The sequence below is a fragment of the Lederbergia sp. B243.17 genome (assembly GCF_057657925.1).
Map to the genome: position 1 here is coordinate 36,478 of NZ_JBWBKF010000078.1, position 21,808 is coordinate 58,285.

At 45.2% G+C, this 21,808-nt stretch carries 20 protein-coding genes and 1 rRNA gene; 16 read left to right on the forward strand and 5 right to left on the reverse strand.

The window, feature by feature from the left end; genetic code table 11:
* Window positions 1-99 precede the first annotated feature (99 nt).
* Window positions 100-969: a lytic polysaccharide monooxygenase gene (locus AC0TWI_RS14865; protein WP_488127121.1), complete on the reverse strand. Its 870-nt coding sequence runs from the start codon at window positions 967-969 to the stop codon at window positions 100-102.
* A gap of 300 nt (window positions 970-1,269) precedes the next feature.
* Here AC0TWI_RS14865 and AC0TWI_RS14870 point away from each other — a divergent pair, with 300 nt between their 5' ends.
* The 6 genes from AC0TWI_RS14870 (at window position 1,270) to murQ (ending at window position 7,437) form a co-directional block, all read left to right on the forward strand.
* Window positions 1,270-2,238, forward strand: a complete 969-nt coding sequence (locus AC0TWI_RS14870; protein WP_488127122.1) for an ABC transporter permease — start codon at window positions 1,270-1,272, stop codon at window positions 2,236-2,238.
* Window positions 2,239-2,266: 28 nt separating this feature from the next.
* A complete protein-coding gene (locus AC0TWI_RS14875; protein ID WP_488127123.1) occupies window positions 2,267-3,163 on the forward strand; it encodes a carbohydrate ABC transporter permease in 897 nt (298 codons plus the stop codon).
* A 64-nt stretch (window positions 3,164-3,227) separates the two neighbouring features.
* Window positions 3,228-4,877, forward strand: coding sequence for an extracellular solute-binding protein (locus tag AC0TWI_RS14880; protein WP_488127124.1), 1,650 nt, complete (start codon window positions 3,228-3,230; stop codon window positions 4,875-4,877).
* Between the two features lie 91 nt (window positions 4,878-4,968).
* Window positions 4,969-5,676 (forward strand): YesL family protein, encoded by a 708-nt coding sequence (locus AC0TWI_RS14885; protein ID WP_488127125.1) that lies wholly within the window; start codon window positions 4,969-4,971, stop codon window positions 5,674-5,676.
* Window positions 5,677-5,774: 98 nt separating this feature from the next.
* On the forward strand, window positions 5,775-6,500 hold the full coding sequence (locus AC0TWI_RS14890) for a GntR family transcriptional regulator (protein ID WP_488127126.1): 726 nt from the start codon (window positions 5,775-5,777) through the stop codon (window positions 6,498-6,500).
* Window positions 6,501-6,519: 19 nt separating this feature from the next.
* The gene (gene murQ / locus AC0TWI_RS14895; RefSeq protein WP_488127127.1) at window positions 6,520-7,437 is read left to right on the forward strand and encodes an N-acetylmuramic acid 6-phosphate etherase; all 918 of its coding nucleotides are present in this window, start codon (window positions 6,520-6,522) and stop codon (window positions 7,435-7,437) included.
* Window positions 7,438-7,501: 64 nt separating this feature from the next.
* On the opposite strand, the gene AC0TWI_RS14900 is transcribed toward murQ, so the two are convergent.
* Window positions 7,502-8,941, reverse strand: coding sequence for a glycoside hydrolase family 18 protein (locus tag AC0TWI_RS14900; protein ID WP_488127128.1), 1,440 nt, complete (start codon window positions 8,939-8,941; stop codon window positions 7,502-7,504).
* A gap of 207 nt (window positions 8,942-9,148) precedes the next feature.
* Between AC0TWI_RS14900 and AC0TWI_RS14905 the strand changes: the two genes are divergently transcribed.
* From AC0TWI_RS14905 to mgtE, 5 genes are all read left to right on the forward strand, one after another.
* Window positions 9,149-10,255, forward strand: a complete 1,107-nt coding sequence (locus tag AC0TWI_RS14905) for an amidohydrolase/deacetylase family metallohydrolase (protein ID WP_488127129.1) — start codon at window positions 9,149-9,151, stop codon at window positions 10,253-10,255.
* Window positions 10,236-11,354: a DgaE family pyridoxal phosphate-dependent ammonia lyase gene (locus tag AC0TWI_RS14910; RefSeq protein WP_488127130.1), complete on the forward strand. Its 1,119-nt coding sequence runs from the start codon at window positions 10,236-10,238 to the stop codon at window positions 11,352-11,354. The genes AC0TWI_RS14905 and AC0TWI_RS14910 overlap by 20 nt, the downstream gene beginning before the upstream one ends.
* Window positions 11,338-12,093: a 2-dehydro-3-deoxy-phosphogluconate aldolase gene (dagF, locus tag AC0TWI_RS14915; RefSeq protein ID WP_488127131.1), complete on the forward strand. Its 756-nt coding sequence runs from the start codon at window positions 11,338-11,340 to the stop codon at window positions 12,091-12,093. Before AC0TWI_RS14910 ends, dagF begins: the two co-directional genes overlap by 17 nt.
* Window positions 12,086-13,102: a sugar kinase gene (locus AC0TWI_RS14920; protein WP_488127132.1), complete on the forward strand. Its 1,017-nt coding sequence runs from the start codon at window positions 12,086-12,088 to the stop codon at window positions 13,100-13,102. Before dagF ends, AC0TWI_RS14920 begins: the two co-directional genes overlap by 8 nt.
* 233 nt (window positions 13,103-13,335) lie before the next feature.
* Window positions 13,336-14,694 carry a magnesium transporter gene (gene mgtE / locus AC0TWI_RS14925; RefSeq protein ID WP_488127133.1) on the forward strand — a complete coding sequence of 453 codons (1,359 nt, stop codon included), beginning with the start codon at window positions 13,336-13,338 and terminating at the stop codon, window positions 14,692-14,694.
* 67 nt (window positions 14,695-14,761) lie between these two features.
* Here mgtE and AC0TWI_RS14930 read toward each other — a convergent pair whose 3' ends face one another.
* Complete coding sequence (locus AC0TWI_RS14930; RefSeq protein ID WP_488127134.1) at window positions 14,762-16,363, reverse strand: methyl-accepting chemotaxis protein; 1,602 nt, start codon at window positions 16,361-16,363, stop codon at window positions 14,762-14,764.
* Window positions 16,364-16,724: 361 nt separating this feature from the next.
* Here AC0TWI_RS14930 and AC0TWI_RS14935 point away from each other — a divergent pair, with 361 nt between their 5' ends.
* From AC0TWI_RS14935 to AC0TWI_RS14945, 3 genes are all read left to right on the forward strand, one after another.
* Window positions 16,725-17,162: a DUF2521 family protein gene (locus tag AC0TWI_RS14935; RefSeq protein ID WP_488127135.1), complete on the forward strand. Its 438-nt coding sequence runs from the start codon at window positions 16,725-16,727 to the stop codon at window positions 17,160-17,162.
* 69 nt (window positions 17,163-17,231) lie between these two features.
* Window positions 17,232-17,942 carry an N-acetylmuramoyl-L-alanine amidase CwlD gene (gene cwlD, locus AC0TWI_RS14940; RefSeq protein WP_488127136.1) on the forward strand — a complete coding sequence of 237 codons (711 nt, stop codon included), beginning with the start codon at window positions 17,232-17,234 and terminating at the stop codon, window positions 17,940-17,942.
* Between the two features lie 126 nt (window positions 17,943-18,068).
* Window positions 18,069-19,127 carry an Mrp/NBP35 family ATP-binding protein gene (locus AC0TWI_RS14945; RefSeq protein WP_488127141.1) on the forward strand — a complete coding sequence of 353 codons (1,059 nt, stop codon included), beginning with the start codon at window positions 18,069-18,071 and terminating at the stop codon, window positions 19,125-19,127.
* A 39-nt stretch (window positions 19,128-19,166) separates the two neighbouring features.
* Here the strand turns inward: AC0TWI_RS14945 and gerD are convergent, their stop codons facing one another.
* Window positions 19,167-19,769 (reverse strand): spore germination lipoprotein GerD, encoded by a 603-nt coding sequence (gene gerD, locus AC0TWI_RS14950; protein WP_488127137.1) that lies wholly within the window; start codon window positions 19,767-19,769, stop codon window positions 19,167-19,169.
* 153 nt (window positions 19,770-19,922) lie between these two features.
* On the opposite strand from gerD, the gene AC0TWI_RS14955 reads away from it, so the two are divergent.
* Window positions 19,923-20,600: a KinB-signaling pathway activation protein gene (locus tag AC0TWI_RS14955; protein ID WP_488127138.1), complete on the forward strand. Its 678-nt coding sequence runs from the start codon at window positions 19,923-19,925 to the stop codon at window positions 20,598-20,600.
* An 18-nt stretch (window positions 20,601-20,618) separates the two neighbouring features.
* On the opposite strand, the gene AC0TWI_RS14960 is transcribed toward AC0TWI_RS14955, so the two are convergent.
* Window positions 20,619-21,368 carry a polysaccharide deacetylase family protein gene (locus AC0TWI_RS14960; RefSeq protein ID WP_488127139.1) on the reverse strand — a complete coding sequence of 250 codons (750 nt, stop codon included), beginning with the start codon at window positions 21,366-21,368 and terminating at the stop codon, window positions 20,619-20,621.
* A gap of 377 nt (window positions 21,369-21,745) precedes the next feature.
* On the opposite strand from AC0TWI_RS14960, the gene AC0TWI_RS14965 reads away from it, so the two are divergent.
* A 16S ribosomal RNA gene (locus AC0TWI_RS14965) occupies window positions 21,746-21,808 on the forward strand; the annotation flags it as partial.

Sequence of the window (21,808 nt, forward strand, 5' to 3'; positions counted from 1 at the left end):
GCCAGCTCGGCGCCTTGCTTTTAATTGTTGTGCATCTGCACCATAAAGAGGTTTTGATGACACCCATATAGGGTTCGCTTTTGGAGTACTTCCAGGTGTTTACCCGTTTACATATGCTCTGGAGCTGTCCCAAGCGTACAAGCCGGTGTCCACTCCTGTACTGCTAGATGTGCTGCCGGAAACGAGCAACCAGACATCTGCTTTGCCCGGTATTTCGTTTTGTGTCCACCACTTCGCCTCATAGACTGCATTGTTGTATGTGACTCTGTCACCTTTTAGATAAACGGTTGAAGCATTCCAGTTCGCAGGGCCATCTCCTGGATTTTCTGGATCAACTGGCACTTCCGGTTCTGGATTTGGAGCAGGGTTTGATCCATCAAAGTTAACATCAATTACATTGTAAAAAGCATTCGCTGTATCAAATACTTCCCAGTAAGCCAAGATTACATGATAGCCAGAACGCTCAGGCACTTTACAAGTATGGCTTAATTCGAACGGAGGTCTTTTTCCGCCATCGTTGACCGTGCAAAATAGCTCAAGGTCCGAGCGCTTAAGGGGCTTGTTAGGATCCCAATTTGCTTTCGTAATATAGTAATCCCACTTCTCTGTTGCATGTGCTGCAGTTATTTTCCATGTAAACGTATTTTGACCACTCTTCATCGCTACTTTAGACCAGCGATCGGCAGACTGTTCGTCAAGCTTAGGGAAAGCGCCGCCTGCACTGGCAATCTTCCCATCCGGCACGCCGGCAGAAGGGAAGTTCCCTGGTCCTTCAAGGCTTTGAGGCTCGTATACGATTGCTCCGCAGTCTTTATTGACGCCTTTTGCACAAAGAGCTGCCCTGCTTTCTGGAGAGGTAACATAACCATGGGCAGATGCCTTGGATACAAATGCCATTGAAAGCGCTGCCAAGATAATGGAAGCAAAGAGTACCAGTATAAATTTTTGTTTAGGTAAGTAGGTTGCCATTTACAATCTCCCTTGTCATTTATTAGACAGGCGATGGATATAGTTTACTAGTTATCTATACCTCCCTTTCGACAAATTGCCCGCCTTTGTCACTAAATTAAACTGAAAATTCATCCAAGTCAACCGAAAAGATTAAAATATTCTAAATTCAGGCATTAATGCCTATGATATGCCTTTTCTTACAAGAGAGAACAAAAACTGCAAAAATTTTAAATAGTGTTGACAATTTCAAAAGACTGCTGGTATAGTCATCTTAATGACAAGTCAACAAAGAAATTAGGGGGAACGGAGGGATCATTGTTGCAGCAGGTCGAAGTAAACAAACCGCTGGAGGCTCCTCATCTGGAGGAAAAGCGGAAGAAAAGCTTGATCAGACGTTATTTTAAACAGTTCGATTTGCAAATGTTTGTAATACCCGGGTTGATTTTTGTATTCGTTTTCAATTACATCCCGATGTACGGAGTCTTGATGGCATTTCAGGACTACAATATTTTTGAAGGTATGGCGAAAAGTGAATGGGTCGGCCTAAAGCATTTTAAAACATTCTTTACGGATGCAAGGTTTCCGGAAATTTTGAGAAATACGCTCGTCATAAGCGGATTGAAAATGCTGATATGCTTCACGGCGCCGATCATTCTTGCTCTCATGTTGAATGAGGTCAAAAATATGATGTTCAAACGGACTGTGCAGACGATAACATATTTACCGCACTTCTTATCGTGGGTAATCGTCGCCGGCTTTGCCACATCGATTTTAGCCACGGATAATGGCAGTATGAACATCCTGCTTGAGAAGCTGAAATTGATAGACGAGCCAATCAGTTTCTTGTCAATACCCGAATATTTCTGGACCGTCATTATCGCTACGAATCTCTGGAAAACAATCGGCTTTTCTTCCATTGTGTATATCGCTGCAATCGCAGGAGTTGATCCGCAATTATATGAGGCCGCCGCTCTTGACGGTGCAGGCAGGCTCAAGCAAATCTTCCTGATCACGATTCCATCCATCATGCCGATCATCATTATTTTCTTTATCCTCGAAATCGGAAACTTGATGAACGCAGGTTTTGAAGATCTGCTCTTGCTCGGATCGGATGCGGTGCTCAGGCCGGTATCAGATGTTATTGATACATATGTATACCGCGTGGGGATAAGCAACTCTCTCTATTCTTACGCCGCGGCCGTTGGGCTCTTTAAAGCAGTAATCAGTGTATTATTGCTGACAATCGCAAATCAGCTGGCCAGAAGAAGCGGGAATAGCCTATGGTGAGAAAAGATAAGACGGAGGTCCATATACGATGATGAAAATGAGCTTTGGCGATAAAGTGATGTCGGTGTTCATTTATACATTTCTGGCATTGCTTGCCTTCGTATCCTTCTATCCATTCTGGAATTCACTTGTCATTTCTTTTAACAGTGGACAAGATACGATGCTTGGAGGCATTACCTTCTGGCCGAGGGATTTCACCTTGGCAAATTATGAGCTGGTCTTTCAAGATAAAAGACTTGTTAACGCTTTCTTTATTTCGATCCTGAGAACAGGAATAGGTACTGTGCTCTCAGTGCTGGCAACTGCGATGCTGGCATATGGGATGTCGAAGAAGGAGCTGATCGGCCGCAATTACTTCATGGTGTTTCTGATCATCACGATGTTCTTCAGCGGCGGCTTGATTCCGACATTCCTGCTTATCCGCGGTCTCGGCCTGATGAACTCATTCTGGGTAATGATCATTCCGACACTTATATCAGTATGGAATATGATTATTTTCCGAACGTTCTTTAAACAATTGCCTGTAGGGCTTGAAGAATCTGCAAAGATTGACGGGTGTGGCCATTGGGGTATCTTTTTCCGGATCGTCCTGCCGCTTTCAGGTCCGGTTATTGCCACCCTGTCCCTATTTACGGCAGTTTTCCACTGGAATGATTGGTTCTTCCCAAGCATCTATATCACCTCGGAGAATCTGATCCCCATCCAGACACTGCTGCAGAAGGTTTTGAATGCGAACACCGTCAGCCAGTCAATGGGCCAGCTTGATGCAGGTGCTGCCTCCCATATGGCCAGACTGACCACTGTAACTGGAAAATCGCTTTCGATGGCCATCATGATGGTGGCAACCATCCCGATCATTATGGTATATCCTTTTGTTCAGAGATACTTCGTAAAGGGTGTTTTGATCGGCTCGCTGAAAGAATAATAAATCCGGTTTGAAGCGAAAGCTTTAAATATATTTAAATATGCATTAAGGGGGAAGAGTGAAGATGAAGAGAAAGTTTTGGCTTTTGTTTGCCGCGCTGATTCTTGTTCTTGGTTTAGCGGCGGGCTGCTCAAAAGGTGAAGAGGCTGGAAGCGCGCCAAAAGACAATGATGGGGGGAAAGATAAGCCATCTGCTGAAGAAGGCAAGCCGTTTGTTCTGGGCGATGAGCCACTCGATATCACCATGTTCGGCAACTATGACTGGTATACAATGGATCCATGGGGTGAGGATATTTCAACTGCTTGGATCAAGGAAAACAAGAAGGTAAATGTCACAGCCATTGATGCCGGCGGTAATGCAGAAGCACGTCTGAGCACTATGATTGCAAGTAAGGAATTGCCGGACTTTATCTGGACGGACAAAGGAACTGATGTGGAAAGATTGCGCAAAGGCGGCGTCCTGGTGCCATTTGATGACTATTTGGATAAATATCCGAATCTGAAGGAATGGTTTGGAGAAGAAGGCCTGAACATGCTCCGTTCAGAAGATGGAAAACTGTATCAGTTCCCGAACTGGTATAATTCTAAGCCGTTTGGCAATGCCGGCTACGTTGTACACAAAGGGATCTATGAAGAGTTGGGCTCTCCGAAACTTGAAACGACTGATGATTTATATGAATATTTGAAGCTTGTCAAAGAAAAATTTCCTGATGTAACTCCGTTTGAGACACATGTTGAAGGAGCAGGAATCAAAACATTGTACTCTGCTTTCAAAGAGGGGCACTCAATTAATGATATCCGTTACCATGCAGTGCCAAACGGCAATAAACTTACATCGATTTTCGAGGATAAAGATTATGTTGAATCACTTAAATATGCGAATAAGCTCTTCCGTGAAAAGCTGATTTCACAAGATACATTGACTCAGGATAAAGATATGGTAGAAGCAAAGGTTGTAGGCGGAAAAGTGGCTGTCTATTCTTCTTCGAGCCCTACAGAGCTGGCGAGCGAAGGACACTACAATATGATCAAGGAAGATCCGGACAGCGGTTACTTCTATATTTGGCCGATTGCCAAGGAAGGTTTGGATAAAAATAAGATTTATCCGGGCGACTTCAGCATGATGGGATGGAATGTAAGTGTTATCACGACAAGTGCCAAAGATCCAGAAAAAGTCTTCGCTTTCCTCGACTGGCTGACTGGACCTGAAGGACAATCATCATTGATTTTCGGCCCTCCAGGGAAGTATTGGGATGGATTTGATGAAGAAGGACTGCCGCAATTTACAGAGGATTACGTAAAAGATGCTGAAGGTGCAGCAAAAGTTGACGCAGATACAGCGAACTTCCAGTGGAATGGAAACTCTAACTTCCTTGATTCGGCAAAAGCGAAGTTCACCGCTACTCTTCCAATGGAGCAACGTAAGTGGGATACTCACTGGCAATATGAAATCACTTGGAAGACGCAGTTAAACGCTACAGAATTTGAAAACATCAACCCTCTGCCAGAAACCGATGAAGGAAGAATTTTGCAGAGTATAAATGACATTGCAGAGGAGACAAGAGCACAGGCGCTTCATGCCAAGAGTGAGGAAGAAGTAGAAAAGATTCTTGCAAACGCAGCAAAGAATGCGAAGAACTTGGGCCATGAAAAGCTATTGGAATACCAAACAGAGAAGTGGCAGGCGAACTTGAAGAAGATGAGCGGTAAGTAATATAGGAATGGAAGGGTATCCCATCTACTCTTTGGGATACCCTTTATGAACTGATGAAGACTCAGCTAAACATGAAGGAGAGAGACATCAAGTGGGCTTATCAGGTATTGTGGGGAAACTTTTTTCGCTTTCTGAGCAAGTCATGTTTTTTTGGCTCGTTAATATCGTTTGGATGGTCTTTAACGCACCGATCCTGTATTTTTCTGCCGGTCTGTTATTTGCCGGATCCGAACAGGAATTGTATACACAGTTGGTCGTTATTGCAGTCCTGGCACCCTTTGTTCTCATGCCTGCAACAGCAGCCATGTATGGGGTCATCCGCAAGAAAGTGATGGGCCGCTATGAGGGAGGCATGCTTTCCCTTTACTGGAGGTTCTATAGGGAGAATTATCGCAGAAGCCTGGCTGGGGGTCTTCTTCTTACCCCACTTTTGATTTTCTGGGTAGTGAATTTTACGTTGCTCCCTACAGAGACAGGTTCACCCTTGTTTTATGTGTATCTGCTGCTAACAGGGTTTTTGTTAACCTTTATTGGTTACTTTTTTTCGGATACCGTTCATTTTTCATTAGGGTTGTTTTCTTCTTTAAAAAAGTGCTTGCTCATGGCTATCGGATATAGCCATTACACAATTGGTTTATTGGTGGCCTCTGGGGTTTTCACATCATTATTGTATGCTCTCCACCCAGCATTGCTCGTGTTGTTTCTGGGTTCTGTCCTTGCGTATTTTAACTTTTTCAGTTACTACCAGATTTATCGACGGTCTCTGGCCAAGATGGACAATCAAATAAACCTCGATTAGGTATAGCTGGCTAGACCATAACGTGATAATATTAATACATATTTGTATTAACGCTTTACACTGTTAAAATATTGTAAGGCCGAGAGGAGAACAGACCATTGATTGATAAAAATTCCCCAATTCCTATATATTTTCAATTAGAAAAGAATATAAAAATGCAAATTGAAAAGGGACATTTAAACCCCGGAGATCTTCTCCCTTCAGAGCGCGAATACGGAGAGAAGTATGGAATCAGCAGAATGACAGTTAGACAGGCAATAACGAACTTAGTTAATGAAAGGGTTCTATACCGTGTGAAGGGAAAAGGAACCTTTGTCATGGAACAGAAGCTGGAACAAAAACTGCAAGGGTTGACCAGTTTCACAGAAGATATGAAGGCGCGTGGCATGAAAGCGGGCGTTAACCTATTAAGTTTTCAAATTGTCCCTGCAGATAAGAAGCTTGCAGAACAACTAGGAATCGAAGAAAAGGATCCTGTTTATGAGGTGAAACGAATCCGTCTTGCTGAGGGCACGCCAATGGCATTGGAAAGGACCTATATATCAACTAAGACAATCGAAGGACTAAATGAGGAAATCGTAAAAAATTCGTTATATGAACATATTGAAAAGCATCTGCAAATGAGAATTGACGGCGGCGTTCAAGTGATTGAAGCAGCCATCGCAAACGAAGAAGAGGTGATGTATTTGGAGATTGGGAAGAACTCGCCTATACTCCTTATGCAGCGTGCTACATCCCTTGAGGACGGCACCGTTTTTGAGGTCGTCAAATCATCCTATCGGGCAGATCGCTATAAATTTATGATTGACTTGAAGAGATTCTGACAGATGAGGTGGGGTAAAGTTGGATAGAACGAGGACAATTGTTTTCACTGAAAAAGTCAATGAACATACGAAGCATATTGATGAGCTGCAATCTGAGGGGATTGTAGATCTCATGCTAAAAGAAGAGAAGAAAGTGCATGATCAGGTAGCACAGGCTCTGCCTGATATTGCACGGGCTATCGACCTTATTGTCGAACAGTGGAATAAGGGGGGCAGAGTCTTTGTCGTTGGCGCGGGAACGAGCGGCCGTATCGGTGTGCTGGATGCAGCTGAATTAGGCCCGACTTTTTCAATTGATGGCTCTCGCTGGACCGGCATGATTGCCGGCGGTTATGAAGCCATGTGGAAGCCGCTTGAAGAGCATGAGGACGATGAAAATTTATATGAAGAACTTGACCGCTATCATTTTAATGAAAATGATGTACTGATAGGCCTTACGGCAAGCGGCTCAACCCCATATGTTCTATCCGCAATTCGCTATGCGAATGAAAAAAACGGTGTTACCATTTCAATAAGCTGCAACTATCATACGCTCTCCTCACAATTGAGTGACTGTGCCATTGAAACAGTTGTAGGGCCGGAAGTGATCAGAGGATCCACCAGGCTGAAGGCAGGAACAGCACAGAAAACAGTTATGAATATGCTTTCGACAGGTGTAATGATTCAACTCGGCAAGGTGTATGAGAATCAGATGGTCGATATGCAAATCATCAATAAGAAACTATATAAGCGGGCCGAACAGACCATTGTCGAACTCGTAAAAGTTACGGATGCGGAAGCAAGCCGGCTGTTAATGGCTGCAAATCAAAACTTGAAGGCTGCCATTTTCATGGGTATCACCGGTTCGACCTTGGAAGAGGCGGAGGAGTTCATTGAGGAGGAAAAAGGCCATTTAAAAGGGGCAATTCTCCGATATAAGAAGCTTCAGGCACTTTGAAGAGTAAATATGAACAAAGAAGATGGCTGCGGAAGAATGATTTCCGCAGCCATCTTCTTTTTGTTTATAGCATGGATTGCAGTTTTTCAATGATTGATTTGATTGTTTCCTTGTATTGCTCCGGAGCCTTGCCGTCTTCTTTATGGGCTGGAAGACCAAGCTTCGAGGAGATCGTATTGAGGAGTGTGCTCTTGCTGTCATCCTGGCCAACCTCCCAAATCATTGCCCCGGCCAATCCTGCTTGTTTCAGATAATCAACTTTATGGCTGATGGATTCAGCATCATCATAAGAGACAATCTCGCCATTTTTGTGGTTGTAAAGGTAAGGTACTTTCGCCTCTTCATTCCAATAGCGGGCATAGCCATTTTTGTTGATCATGTTTTCTGATAAGTATTTAAAGTCGTACATGCCTGGCTCCAAGTTTCCGCCTGCTTTTCCAGAGGTGCATTTTTGGTAACCTCCGTTATCGATAAGCTTTCCGCCATTTTCTGCGTTACATCCACCCCAGGCACGTCCATAAAAAGGCATCCCTAGGACGATTTTGTCGGCAGGTACGCCGTTTTTCAGAAAGCCTTCGACCGCCGCCTTTACATTATGCGGATGGACATCAGCCTCAAGAGCTTTTGGATCCTCGTATAGCGGAGCGTTGTGTGCGCTTGTCTCTGACCAGCCGCCGTTGAAATCATATGTCATGATATTGACGGAATCAACGATTTTAGCGATTTTCTCAAGTTCATTGTTATCCAAGTATGAGAAGCTTACGCTTGAAGCGATTGTCAGTAAGTATTCTTTTCCGTCTTCCTTTCCTGCTTTGTCCAATTCTTTCCGGATTTCAGACAGCAGAAGAGTGTGGTTCACTTTATCTTCAGGACTGTTATGATTGTTCGCCATCCCGCCGCTGACCGGATACTCCCAATCGAGATCAAGTCCGTCCATCTGATAGGTGCGAATAAAGTCGACCGCAGATTTTGCGAATGTTTCTCTTGTCTCTTTCGATCCGGCAACAAGAGACAGGTTCACAGACCAGTTCCATCCGCCTACAGAGATCAGGGTTTTTAAATCGGGGTTTACTTCCTTCATTTTCACAAGTTGATTCAGACTCCCGGCAAATGGCTGTTCTTTTGTATCACCGGGGAATAACTTGTCGGTATCCAACTTCGGATCACCCAGGACGATTGTGCCGTTTGGCGCGTCAATGACTTCTCCGCCCTGGCCTCTGCATGACCAAGTGTTTTGATCCCCTTCGGCCACCCATACCTCCGGATTGCCGTGTTTTCCTTCCCAGCAAACATCCGCAAAAGCATAATTGATATGGGTCAATTTATTGGGATCCAAGTTCTTTGGAGGAGCCCAAGAAGTATAGTAGCCTACTACTTTATAATCTTCCTTTCCTGATGCTTGCGCACTTGACTGAAATGAGGCCATAATTAGAATAGTAATGATCAATGTTGTAAGCGCAATCATAATGAACCGTCTTTCTCTTCTTTGACTAAACAGAACCATCCATCTTCCTCCTTTTTTATTAGATTGAAAGAGACCGATCATTCCGATATCTTTCAAAGTGAAACCAGTTTTGAATTGCTCTCTTCCTTTTATAAGTCTATACTATTCGTAATATACAACTATATGTCTATACCAGTATATCGTGAATTGCAGAATAGTCAACCGTCCAAACTGAATTATTAGAAAATTACCCGTGCTTGAAGGGAAGTGACAGAGATGGCTGGAATCGTGCTGTCCAATGCCTTGTTGCTGAATGGAAAATCTGTAGATCTTTTAATAGAGGAAGGACGGATCAAAAAGATAGGGAAAGCTTTTTCAATGAGTGATAGTCAGGCTATCGACTGTTCAAATATGTATATTTCCAGCGGATGGATTGATTTGCATGTTCATGCGCTGGACAAACTGCATCCTTACGGTGATGAAATCGACAAGATCGGTGTAAACCAAGGTGTCACTACGATTGTGGACGCGGGAAGCTGTGGGGCGGATGCGATAAGTGAATTATACACGAAGGCAGAGAACAGTATGACAAACGTCTTTGCGTTGTTGAATATTTCAAGAATCGGTCTGCGGCGGGTAGATGAGTTGTCCGACCCTGCTTGGATCGATAAACGGAAAGCGCTCGCGGCAATTGACAAATATCCGGATTTCATCGTCGGCCTTAAGGCAAGGATGAGCGCAAGTGTCGTTGGTGAACAGGGTATCGAACCACTATATCAAGCCAGGGAGCTCTCCAGTGAAAGCGGGCTTCCTCTTATGGTTCATATTGGATCAGCTCCTCCGCAACTTAGTGAAATTCTTCCTCTTCTGCAAGACAGGGATGTCGTTACTCACTATTTGAATGGCAAAAGCAATTCCATTTTAGATGATGACGGGCATCCGATTCCTGCTTTGCGAGAGGCGTTATCCAGGGGGGTTCAGCTTGACGTAGGACACGGGACAGCAAGCTTTTCATTTGCAACAGCGGAAAGGGCCAAAGCGGAGAACATACCACTTGGAACCATCAGTACAGATATTTACCGGCAAAACCGCCTGCGCGGCCCGGTATTCAACATGGGTCTCGTGCTCTCGAAATTTTTAGCATTAGGTTACACATTGGAGGAAGTAATCAGCTCGGTTACGGATAAACCGGCAAAATGGCTGGAGCGTCCGGAGCTTGGCCGGATTGAAGAAGGACATCTGGCTAATTTAACGATATTTGAGGTAGCAGATCAAGCGTTTGAACTGATTGATTCTGAAGGCAAGGTTCGTATAGGGGAAAAAATAATCATACCAAAAGGAGTGGTCATTAAAAATGAGTTCATTGAATGCTAAATATGGGTTGAAGCAGGTAGTCAATGCGAGCGGAAGGATGAGCATTCTTGGCGTGTCTGCTCCTACCGACAGTGTAATGGAAGCAATGAAAACCGGAGGACAGAATTATGTCGAGATGGCCGATCTGGTTGATAAGGCTGGTACGTACATAGCTGAGAAGTTGGGGGCGGAAGCTGCAGTTGCTGTAAACTCCGCCTCAAGCGGAATTGCCCTATCTGTAGCTGCTGTTGTGACAAAAGGGAAGGAGCGGGCGAGCTTACGCCTCCATCAGGAGCCTATTTTAGATAATGAAGTGATTATTATGAAAGGGCATAATGTCCAATACGGCGCACCGATTGAAACGATGATCGCTTTAGGTGGAGGGAAAATTGTCGAGGCAGGCTATGCAAATGAAGGAAAACCGAAGCATCTGGAAGAATGTATAAGTGAAAGAACAGCGGCAATCCTGTATGTCCAGTCCCATCACTGTGTACAAAAGAACATGCTGTCCGTTCAGGATGCATGGCAGGTAGCGAAGAGAGCACAAATTCCATTCATTGTTGATGCTGCGGCCGAAGAGGATCTCCGGTTTTATGCAAGTTTCGCTGACCTGGCCATTTACAGCGGCTCGAAAGCGCTTGAAGGGCCGACGTCCGGCATTGTGGCAGGCAAGAAGAAGTATATCGACTGGCTAAAGGTTCAGCTCCACGGGGTTGGGCGCAGCATGAAGGTCGGAAAAGAGTCCGTATTCGGTCTTCTGCAAGCACTCGACGAGTACGAAAACAAGCAGGACAATAGCGAAAGGGAGAAGGAAATGCTCCACTTGCTGATGCCGCTGGAAGAGCTGGAAGGCGTGCGAGTGTCCATCGTCCAAGATGAGGCAGGCAGGAAAATATTCCGGGCCAGGGTTCAGATTGATCCAACGCTTGCCAAGTGTAATGCTGAATTTGTCGCTGGCCAATTGCAAAATGGAAACCCTGCAATTTACACAAGAGACTATGGAACAAAACAAGGTTTCTTTGATATAGATCCGCGTTCCTTAAAAAATAATGATATCGCTGTCATTACACAAAGAATGCAGGAAATTCTAGGGGGGATCGAAAATGGCAGAGCTGAATAATTTTTTGTATAAAGAACGGGCCGGCCTTAATGTTCTTGCGAACAGTATCCAAAACGCTAAGAAGGTTTATGAGGCTGCTGAGGGCTGGGTGGTCATTGGGGTTTTGTCAAAAGATTATCCGGATGTACAAGCAGCTGCCGCAGGGATGAAAGAATACGGTGAGGCGATCGGCGATGCTGTCTCAATCGGTCTTGGAGGGGGCGATAGTCGGCAATCCGCGGTAGTCGGTGAAATTGTAAAGTCTTATCAAGGTGCACATATCAATCAGGTGTTTCCGGCCGTCGGCCTGACAAGAGCGAATGCGGAGAGCAAAGAGTGCTGGATCAACGCTCTTGTATCCCCGACGGGAAGACCTGGTTTTGTCAACATTTCAACCGGGGTTAACAGTGGAAACATCGAAGAGAAGGGAATTGTACCGGTCAAGGCTGCAATTGCTCTTATAAAGGACATGGGGGGAAATGCCATCAAGTTTTTTCCTATGAAAGGGACGGAATGCTTGGATGAATACCGGGAAGTTGCAAAAGCTTGCGGAGAAGAAAAGTTTGGCCTGGAGCCGACCGGCGGACTGGACCTCGAAAACTTTGAGGAAATTCTCCGGATTGCTCTAGAAGCGAATGTTCCGCGGGTCATTCCTCATGTGTATTCCTCCATTATCGACAAGGCGACAGGAGAAACACGAGTTTCTGATGTTCGTAAACTGGTAGATGTAATGAAAAGATTGGTGGATGCGTATGAGTAAAAAAATCCTGGCATTCGGTGAAGTAATGATGAGGCTGCAGGTTCCTGGTTATGAATTATTGGAACAGGCAAACACTTTGCACTATACGTTTTCAGGTACAGGTGTAAATATCGCATCTGCCCTCTCGCGTTTTGGGTATGAAAGTCACCTTATGACCACTTTGCCAAATAATGCAGTAGGGGACGCTGCCGCCGCCTATTTGCAGAAGCTGGGGATCCGTCCTGATTTTATCGAGCGGGGCGGGAGCGGGGTGGGGATGTATTTCCTTGAGAATGGTTTCGGCCTTAGGCCAAGCCGCGTCACCTATTCTAACAGAAGCGAAAGCAGCTTTAATAATGCGCCAATCGATTCCTACCCATTTAAAGACGCTGCAAGGCAAATGGATCTCACCCATTTTTGCGGTATAAGTCTATCAATGAATGACGAAGTCCGGCAGCAGATGAAGACATTGGCCAGGCATGTAAAGGAAGAAGGCGGCATGGTACTATTTGATTGCAATTTCAGACCGCTGAATTGGGGAGAAAATGGATATGAAGCGGCAAGGAAGCACTATGAGGATATGCTTCATTTGGCTGATATCGTCATGATGAACGAAAGGGATGCCATTCATCTGCTGGGTATGCACACAAAAAAGACAGTTCGGCAAGAGCAATTGATTGAACTCATTCCCCAGGTTGCGGAGCGTTTTCATATTCAAGTGATTGCAGGAACTCATCGAACGATTCTTAACGAACAATCCCACTCCTTACTGGGATATATATATAAAGACGGGCAATTTGCCTTTTCTGCTGTTAAGGAATTTTCGGTATTGGATCGGATTGGCACAGGAGATGCGTTCACATCCGGAATTGTCCATGGGCTGATCCAGGAATTTCCGAACGAAAAAACAGTCGAATTTGCAGCGGTCTCAAGCATGCTTTCTCATACTACTGTAGGGGATACACCAGTAGTGTCTGAAAGTGAGATTATGAGAACGATGAGCGGTATGGTTAGTGATGTTATCCGCTGATCAGCTCAATTATTCACTATAGGTGCGGAAAGGTTTTGGCTGCTGAGCGGTGCTATACATTTCATTCGGTCTCTGAACTTGAAGTTCAGGGGTCTTTTTTTGTGGTTTTTCGATGCTTCATGCTGTGGTTTTAGGTCGTTAGTTTGGGAAACGGTGAAGTAGGCTATAGAGTAACAATATATATTGGGTCGTTTGATAGCGGCAGCCATAAGAGGAAGGAGTGTGACAAGGAGTTGGTTAAGAAAAGCGAAGAAGAAACACAGACGTTGGCGATCATCGACTTGTTGAAGGAAGAAAAATACGCCGAAGTGGACGAAATTTTCTCAGAGATGCGGCCGTATGATATGGTTTCTGTTTTCCAAAGTATCCCGGACCGGCATACGGGAGGCATGCTGCATCATTTAGATGAAAATACGCTTGCAAGTATGCTGCAGAAGTTGAACTCAATACAGCAGCTTGAACTATTGGGCAAAATAGGTCCTGAAAAGGCGAATAAAGTCCTCGCTCTGCTTGACACATCTGTGGTTACAAGGCTTTTGAGGAAGTTCCCCAAAGCCCAGCTGAAGACATTCCTTTCCGAAATGGAAGGTGCGAGTGCCGATTACGTCCGTAAAATGATGGGATATCCGGAGAATACAGCCGGAAGTTTAATGACGAACCGCTTTGTATCAATTAGTGCGGAGTGTAAGGTCAAGGATGCAATCGAAAAAATTAGGGAGCTTGCCTTATATACGGAAAGTATTAACCACCTGTACCTTGTTGATGGCCAAGGGCGTCTTTCGGGTACCGTTCCTTATCGGGACTTGATTTTAGCAAAGCCGGATGAACTGTTAAAGAACATTATGCTTAAACAGGTCATCTGTGTCACGGTCGGAACAAAGCGCGATGAAATTGTAAGATTGCTTAAAAGATATGACTTTACCGCGCTGCCTGTAACGAATGATGCGGGTCATTTGGTTGGGATTATCAGCTTCGATGATATGGTCGAGGCGGTAATTAGTGAAGCGAGCGAAGATTACGGTAAGCTGTCCACAGCCAGCAAGGAAATCGATTTTAATACGAAGCCGTTTGTCGCAGCATACAGACGTTTACCTTGGCTAATTGCACTTTTATTTATTGGGCTTGTATCGGGCAGCATTATTTCAAGCTTTGAGGAAACATTGGATAAGGTAGTGGCACTGGCGTTTTTCATGCCGCTCATTGCCGGGATGACAGGGAACACAGGCACCCAGTCGTTGGCTGTTGTCGTAAGGGGATTGGCAGAAAATGAAGTGAACGCAAAAACGGTTCTCAAGCTCGTTGTCCGTGAATTCTGGGTAAGTTTGCTAATCGGGACAACATGCGGCCTGCTCATATCCATTATCGCTTTTGTCTGGCAAGGAAATATTTACTTAGGAATGGTTGTCGGATGTTCGCTGTTTATGACGCTGATTTTGGGTACATTGGCAGGAACCGTCATTCCATTGCTTCTATATAAATTGAAGCTGGATCCAGCCGTTGCGTCAGGACCGCTCATTACGACGGTGAATGACATCTTTTCCTTGGTCGTGTATTTTTCGATTGCAACACACTTTATTTCCAAGCTTACTTAAAAAAGGCCCCCCTTTCCGTTTTGGAAGGAGGGCCTTTTCGATTTCGGCTGACGTAGAATCGCTGTGCTTAAAGGCTGAATCGTTTTACCTGTGACTGCAGAGACTCAGCCAATGAAGCCAATTGTTCAGTGCTTGATGAAATTTCTTCCGAGGTTGCAAGCTGTTCTTCTGTCGCTGCGCTTGTTTCCTGGGCACCGCTTGCGGCCTCAGCTGCCAATTTGCGGATTTCAGCCGCTCCCGTGGATACGTTAGACGTCATAGAGTCGATTTCTTCGATTGAGGCGGCGACTGTTTGAGTGATTTCCGCCACATTCCGAACTGAGTCTTCGATTTTTTTGAAAGCATCAAGCGACTTTTGCGATGCTGCCAACCCCTCCTCGGCCTGCTTGCTTCCGCCTTGGATGGAGAATGCCGCTTCTTTTGCATCCGTTTGGATCCTTTTCACGAGCTGCTCAATCTCGGCTGCGGAAAGCTTTGACTGTTCCGCTAGTTTCCGCACTTCATCCGCGACGACGGCAAAGCCTTTGCCGCTCTCTCCAGCGCGTGCCGCTTCGATGGCTGCATTCAGCGCGAGCAGATTTGTCTGTTCTGAAATCTCGCTGATCAAAACTGTGACCTTCTGGATCCTTGAAGAGTGATCGGCCATCACATTCATGATGGAGGAAGATTCGGCAATTGTGCTGTGAATTTGTTTCATCTGTTCAGAAACTTGATTCACTACCGAGGAACCTTCATGTATTTCCTTTTGCATCGTTACAGTGGAATCGATCAAATGGTCATTGTCCACAGAGATTTTGCTTACCCGCAATGAAACAGTATCCATTGCCTGAATGGTGGACTCGACAATAGCAAGCTGTTGCTCGCTGCCCCTCATATGAGCTTCCGCTGCTTGAGCAACGAGCTGGCTGGATGCCATACTCTCTTCTGTGCTGGCGGATAATTCTTCCGATTGGGCTGCTAGTTGGACGGCTGATCCATCCATCTGGCTGATCACCGAATTCAGGTCTGTGACCATTGAGTTGAAAGCCGTTGCCATCTCTCCAATCTCATCCTTGTTTTTCACATTGATCGGAGAGAGTGCGATGTTTCCGGCAGCTACCTGATTGATCCCTGTCGTCAGCTTTTTTACCGGGCTGACAATCGACCTCGCTATAACAAAAGAAATGATCATCCCAATCACTATCGCTGCTCCTGTGAGAGAAAGGAGGAAGGTACCTGTAGCCTTCTCGAATGTGTCCAGCTCTTTTCGCGCCTTTGTTAATTCTGTCTCCTCGTTATTTATTAACTCTTCAAACTTTTCTTTCAGCAAGTCATTGTCTTCTTTTGCCTGCAGAGTGAGGATTTTGGCTTGGTCAGTGTCATTTCCCACTTTTTTTGCAGCTTCCCGTGACTTCTCATAGTAAAGCTTTTTTACAGAGATGACTTCATCCAAAAGTTGGCTGTTTTTGTTATTGGCAAGCATGGGTTTCAACTTTTTGATGTTTGCCTCGAACTGCTCATTGCTCTCGTCCATAACGGTGGTGTAATCACTAAATCCAAAAAGAAGGTAGCTTCGGAGCGCTTTGTCCTCCTTCTCCTGCAAACGGATCAATTCATTCGCCAAATCGACTTTCACCTCAATGTTATCAAGTAAAAATCGATATTCCTCAGCTAAACGTGCTTGCGACATTTTGCTTAATCCCCCGACGCATACTGTCAATAAGAGAAGGGAGATAAAGCCCAACCACAACTTTCTGCCTACACTTAACCTCAATAAAGCACCAACTTTCTTTATGTTTACATTGCATCAAGACTTTTCGCCTAATTATACTTCCGCTAGAAAAGACTGCCAATATTCCACAAAATAATTTAATTTTTGACAACTTTCGACATTTATTCTTCTTTGCAAGAAAGAGACGTGATTGGGCATGCTATGAAACGAGAACTGACAAGGGTTTCCGGGAAAATGGCAAAGATTTAGCGTTGGCCGGAAAAATGCACGCAATGTAAAATGGGTCTATTTACCCAGCTTTTCTGAGAGGAGCCTGGCTGTGAATAATGTGACTACCTTTGAGGATAGGAGAAGGAAAAAGCAGTTGAATCATGAGAAAAAACTTCTCCATGACCTGTCCATCCAGTCATTGAAAAAAAGTGTTTTACTGCATTTTAATGAGCAGAGGATCGGCCTTGCCGGTATGAATGAAAATCTTGAAGAAGCATGCATGGATGTGGCGATCGAGGCATACTTGAACGGGGGCCTTTACAGCCGGTTCTCTCTTTACGGAGAGTCGGCGGATCAAGTAAAGATCCGTTGTCGCGAGGAAAGGGAGCATTTTATCGACACACTATACCACTTTTGGCTGTATTGGGATTTTGAACAGTCTAACTTGAAAGAAACCACCTTTGCTGCATGCTCCCACTTTGTCGATTATTGGTGGAAAGAAGGCTTTAAAATAGGTGAACGGCACCGTAAGCTTCGTCTCCATTGATTGTCCGTTCTAAATGGCGGGGCTGTCCCATATGCTGTCTTTGAGACAAGTGTGAAGGGAAGATGCCGTATGGGACAAAAATGGAAGTTCTCTCTGTTTGCAATAGGCGTTGCCGTTCTATTTTTGATCATACAATTTCAATTTGTTCCAAAGGACTCCTTCGAACCATGGAATCTCCCCCTTGCAGGAAAGATCATTTATCTGGATCCCGGTCATGGCGGTCCGGATGGGGGGGCAGGAAGCGAGGAGGCCTTGGAAAAGGATATTGCGCTAAGTGTTTCGCATGCGCTCCGGGACTATCTCCAGGAACAGGGAGCCCTTGTACTGATGACGAGGGAGACGGATACAGACCTGGCGGAGCCGGATGTACGCGGCTACAGCCGGAGAAAAACGGAGGATTTGCGCAACCGTCTGAAGATCGTCAATGAATCGGAAGCAGACCTTTTTTTAAGCATTCATCTGAATTCCATCCCATCAAGCCGCTGGCGAGGAGCGCAGGTATTTTATTCTCCTCATATAGCAGAGAACAAGCGGGCAGCGAAGTTCATCCAGGAAGAGATGCGGGTCAGCCTAGAGAATACCGACCGCGAGGCAAAAATCATACAGAATGTGTATTTGATTAAGCATGCAGAGAAGCCGGGTGCACTGGTCGAAATCGGTTTCTTGTCAAATCCGTCAGAGCGGCAGAATTTAAAAAGTGAAAGCTACCAGGAAAAAGTGGCCGCAGCCATCTACCGGGGAGTACTTCGCTATTTTACTGAGGAAAAGACAATGGAATGAAGAGAAGGGGCAAAGCCGTTTTGAGGTTTTGCCCCCTGCTATTTTTAGAAAAGCGGCTATGACTTCATAAGAGTGAAAATATGGTATACTTGAGTAGACAATATCAGTGAGGAAAGAGGGTGCGGACTGTTGACAGAACAGCAGGTTCGAGAACTACTTGAAGAAATTAAAGATCCTTTTCTACATAAAACATTGAAAGAAACAAATGGAATTTTGGAAATTAAGACGAAAGAAGAGAAGTCTCATGTAAGCGTTAAGATCGGTCTGGCGAAAACAGGGACGCCGGAGCAGCTGCAGCTGCAGACAAAGATTGTTGACATGCTCAAGCATGCCGGCGCTGCGACTGTGGGCATCCGTTTTGCTCCGCTTCCGGAAGAAGAGCTGGAGAAGCACCGTGCTGCGGGAGACCTGCCGGAAGAAGGGGCAGGAACGCTCCTTTCGCCGTCAAGCAAGACAGCATTCATCGCGATTGCGAGCGGTAAGGGAGGCGTCGGAAAATCGACTGTCTCAGTAAACCTTGCCATTTCCCTTGCCCGGATGGGTAAAAAGGTAGGCCTGATCGATGCCGATATTTATGGATTCAGCGTTCCGGATATGATGGGGATTACGAACCGGCCGCAAGTGCGCGGGGACAAGATCATTCCGGTAGAGAGATTCGGAGTAAAAGTGATCTCTATGGGCTTCTTTGTGGAGGACAACTCTCCGGTTATTTGGCGCGGGCCGATGCTCGGAAAAATGCTGAACAATTTCTTCACTGAAGTGGAGTGGGGGGATATCGATTATCTGCTGCTCGACCTTCCGCCAGGTACGGGCGACGTCGCGCTTGATGTGCATACGATGCTGCCAAGCTGTAAGGAAATCATCGTAACGACTCCACATCCGACTGCTGCATTTGTCGCTGCCAGAGCTGGTGCTATGGCTTTGCGGACGAACCATGAAATTCTTGGCGTAATCGAAAATATGTCTTATTTTGAAAGTCAATTGACCGGCGAAAAGGAATATGTTTTCGGCCGAGGCGGCGGAGAAAAGCTTGCTGAGGAACTGAAAGCACCTCTTCTGGGGAAACTGCCATTACAGCAGCCTGACTGGAACGAGGAAGACTTCGCTCCCTCCGTTTATGATGAGGAACACAGAACCGGCAGGATATACGGACAGATTGCAGCAAAAATTGCAGACATTCTATAAAAAGAGATGGCGCACTCCTGCGCCATCTCTTTTCTCTCATCAGCTGCCCCCGGCTCCGCCGCTGTCGTCTTTTTTCTCTTTGTCCTTCTTCTTTCCCTCTTTCATTTCCGTAGCCGCCTTCAGCAGGATATCCTCAATCTTTGCCTTATAAAGCGGGCTGTCCATCGTATCTCCGACAATCTCCTGCATATGCTGCCGCATCTCTTTGCTTTTGAGTGTTTTCGTTACTTCTTTCTGGTATTCCGGGTCGCTCATAATGTTGAGCATCAAGCCCTGGTACTGTGGATCCTTCATCAGGTCTTTCATCACCTGTTCATGTTCTTTTTTGAGACTCTTTCCGACAGACTTGGCGAATTTCGGATCCTCCATCGCCTTCTTCCAAAATTCTTCGCCTTTATCGGAAACGATCGTTTGCTCAACTGCATCCTTGACTGCGGTGTTATCCAAAATGATATGCTGCTTCATTTCTTCATCGGCCATCAAATCCTTAATCGCCTTCTTGCCATCATCGGTTTGCAAAATATCGACAACCATCTTTTTTGTCTGGTCGTAATCCATCTTCGGGGTGCCTGACTCGTTGCCCCCGCAGGCAGTTAGTGATAGAAAAGATAAAAACAGGAGCAGCAGAACTCCCTTTTTCATGGAAAACGCTCCTTTCCATAGTCAATGTTCTATATATTTAATATGGAACTTTGTGAAGAATTTATGCACTTATCCCATTGACATGGATTTTTCGGGACAACATTGATAAAATCGGTTTGATATGAACATTCAGCTACTGGGGGAGTCGTAAAAGTGTCAATTCGCTATTTAATAAAGTTTTTATTTAATTCGCTGATTCTGGGCGGGGTTATTACCGGCATCCTCGGCTTTGTTATTCGCTGGGGAGAGTTTTCTCCGTATTTTACCAATATGAATGTCGGAGCCATTTTTTCCACCTTTATCTGGCTTGTCGGTGTCGGCTTCATTTTCAGTGTAGTCAGCCAAGTCGGCTTCTTTGCTTATCTCTTCATCCATCAGTTCGGTCTCGGCATCTTCCGTTCTATCTCCCTTTGGAATGCCGTTCAACTGGTGCTTATCGTATTTGTTCTGTTCGATCTCGTCTATTTCCGATTCCAGGCATTTGCCGGGAAAGATGAAAACCTGCTTCCATATATCATGCTGGCGATTGTCATCCTTGCATTCGGTCTTGTTATTGCCTTTTTCAAAGCAAGAATGACAAACCGGTCAACATTCGTTTCAGCGCTGTTTTTCATGGTAGTCGTGACGATTCTCGAATGGCTGCCTGTCCTTAGGCCAAACGATGAGAGCTGGATTTATTTGATGATCTTCCCGCTTTTGGTTTGCAACGCCTACCAAATCCTGATGCTGCCGAAATACAACCGGCTTTCCGCCGAAGACAGGGAAAGAAGACACCCCACTCCTCCGCCTGCGCCAGCAGGAAAGGGGAAGAAGAAAAAAGCGAACCGCTGAGGTTCGCTTTTTTCTTCATCAAGGGACCAATGTTGTTTTCACCTTTCCGTTTGCAATCATGTTTGACACGGTCACCAACTCCCCTTTTTTTTGCAAAGAATCAATAATGGAAGGAAGAGCTTTGGCGGTTTGGGTTGCAGCATCAGAAGCATGGAGAAGCACGATGTCTCCGTCCTTCGCTTTTGAAGCCGTTTCAATGATGATCTTTGTGCCGGGGTTTTTCCAATCCTGCGAGTTGATGCTCCAATGTACAACGGTCAATTCGTATTGATTAGCAATATTGAGACTGCGTTTATCAAAATCTCCTGTAGGCGAACGAATCAGTTTCACATCTTTAATGTCCATTTTTTTAAAAACCTCAATCGACCTGGCCATATCTCTGCGGATTGCCGAATCCTCAATTTCCGTATAATCTTCATAGGCATACCCAAGGCTTGCAATTTCATACCCCATGTTCTTGATCCGCTTTACCGTATCGGGATGCCGTTCTGCCCAAGCGCCGGAGAGAAAGAATGTCGCAGATCTTACGTCCTTCTCTTTCAAAACATCCAATATAGGAGCTGCTTGCACATCGCCCCAGCCGATATTAAAGGTCAGTGCAATTCCTTTTTCCCCCTTATAGATTGCTTTTGGACCATCCTTTGCAGAGAAGACGGAAGCATTTCCTGCTGATTGAGAAAAAAAGAGCAACGCGGTAAAGAGAGAGATCAGCACAATTAATACTCCTTGCTTCACTCTGCGGCCGTTTAATGTAATAAAAAAGTTCAATACAAGCTCCTCCTTGCAAACCTGTCCTATTGTATATCTATGCTGCGGCGAGTAGAGGATATGCCTGAAAAAGTAAAGAGTGGGATAGCCGGAAACTTCCCGTAAAACTTGGCGTTTTATGGGCTTCGATATTTTTTCTAAAAAACTTTCGAAAAAGGAATTGACACTTTCCGACATGCTTGGTATAGTAATAAACGTTGTCGCCGCCGAAAAGCGGACAACAAAAAAGTTTTAAAAAATGCTTGACGAAAGATAAACAAGTGTTTATAATAGTAAAAGTCGCCGGTTGAGCGACAGAGAATTTGTTCCTTGAAAACTGAACGAAACAAACGTCAATGATTTACTTTTAAGCAAGACCAGCAAATGAGCTAACAAACTTTAATGAGAGTTTGATCCTGGCTCAGGACGAACGCTGGCGGCGTGCCTAATACATGCAAGTC

What these genes read in the sequence shown, in the direction of transcription:
- AC0TWI_RS14920 (WP_488127132.1), top strand. Translation starts at nt 12,086, where the DNA reads ATGAGTAAAAAAATCCTGGCATTCGGTGAAGTAATGATGAGGCTGCAG.
- AC0TWI_RS14875 (WP_488127123.1), top strand. Translation starts at nt 2,267, where the DNA reads ATGATGAAAATGAGCTTTGGCGATAAAGTGATGTCGGTGTTCATTTAT.
- dagF (WP_488127131.1), top strand. Translation starts at nt 11,338, where the DNA reads ATGGCAGAGCTGAATAATTTTTTGTATAAAGAACGGGCCGGCCTTAAT.
- AC0TWI_RS14865 (WP_488127121.1), bottom strand. Translation starts at nt 969, where the DNA reads ATGGCAACCTACTTACCTAAACAAAAATTTATACTGGTACTCTTTGCT.
- AC0TWI_RS14880 (WP_488127124.1), top strand. Translation starts at nt 3,228, where the DNA reads ATGAAGAGAAAGTTTTGGCTTTTGTTTGCCGCGCTGATTCTTGTTCTT.
- AC0TWI_RS14930 (WP_488127134.1), bottom strand. Translation starts at nt 16,363, where the DNA reads ATGTCGCAAGCACGTTTAGCTGAGGAATATCGATTTTTACTTGATAAC.
- AC0TWI_RS14900 (WP_488127128.1), bottom strand. Translation starts at nt 8,941, where the DNA reads ATGGTTCTGTTTAGTCAAAGAAGAGAAAGACGGTTCATTATGATTGCG.
- cwlD (WP_488127136.1), top strand. Translation starts at nt 17,232, where the DNA reads ATGGGACAAAAATGGAAGTTCTCTCTGTTTGCAATAGGCGTTGCCGTT.
- AC0TWI_RS14910 (WP_488127130.1), top strand. Translation starts at nt 10,236, where the DNA reads ATGAGTTCATTGAATGCTAAATATGGGTTGAAGCAGGTAGTCAATGCG.
- gerD (WP_488127137.1), bottom strand. Translation starts at nt 19,769, where the DNA reads ATGAAAAAGGGAGTTCTGCTGCTCCTGTTTTTATCTTTTCTATCACTA.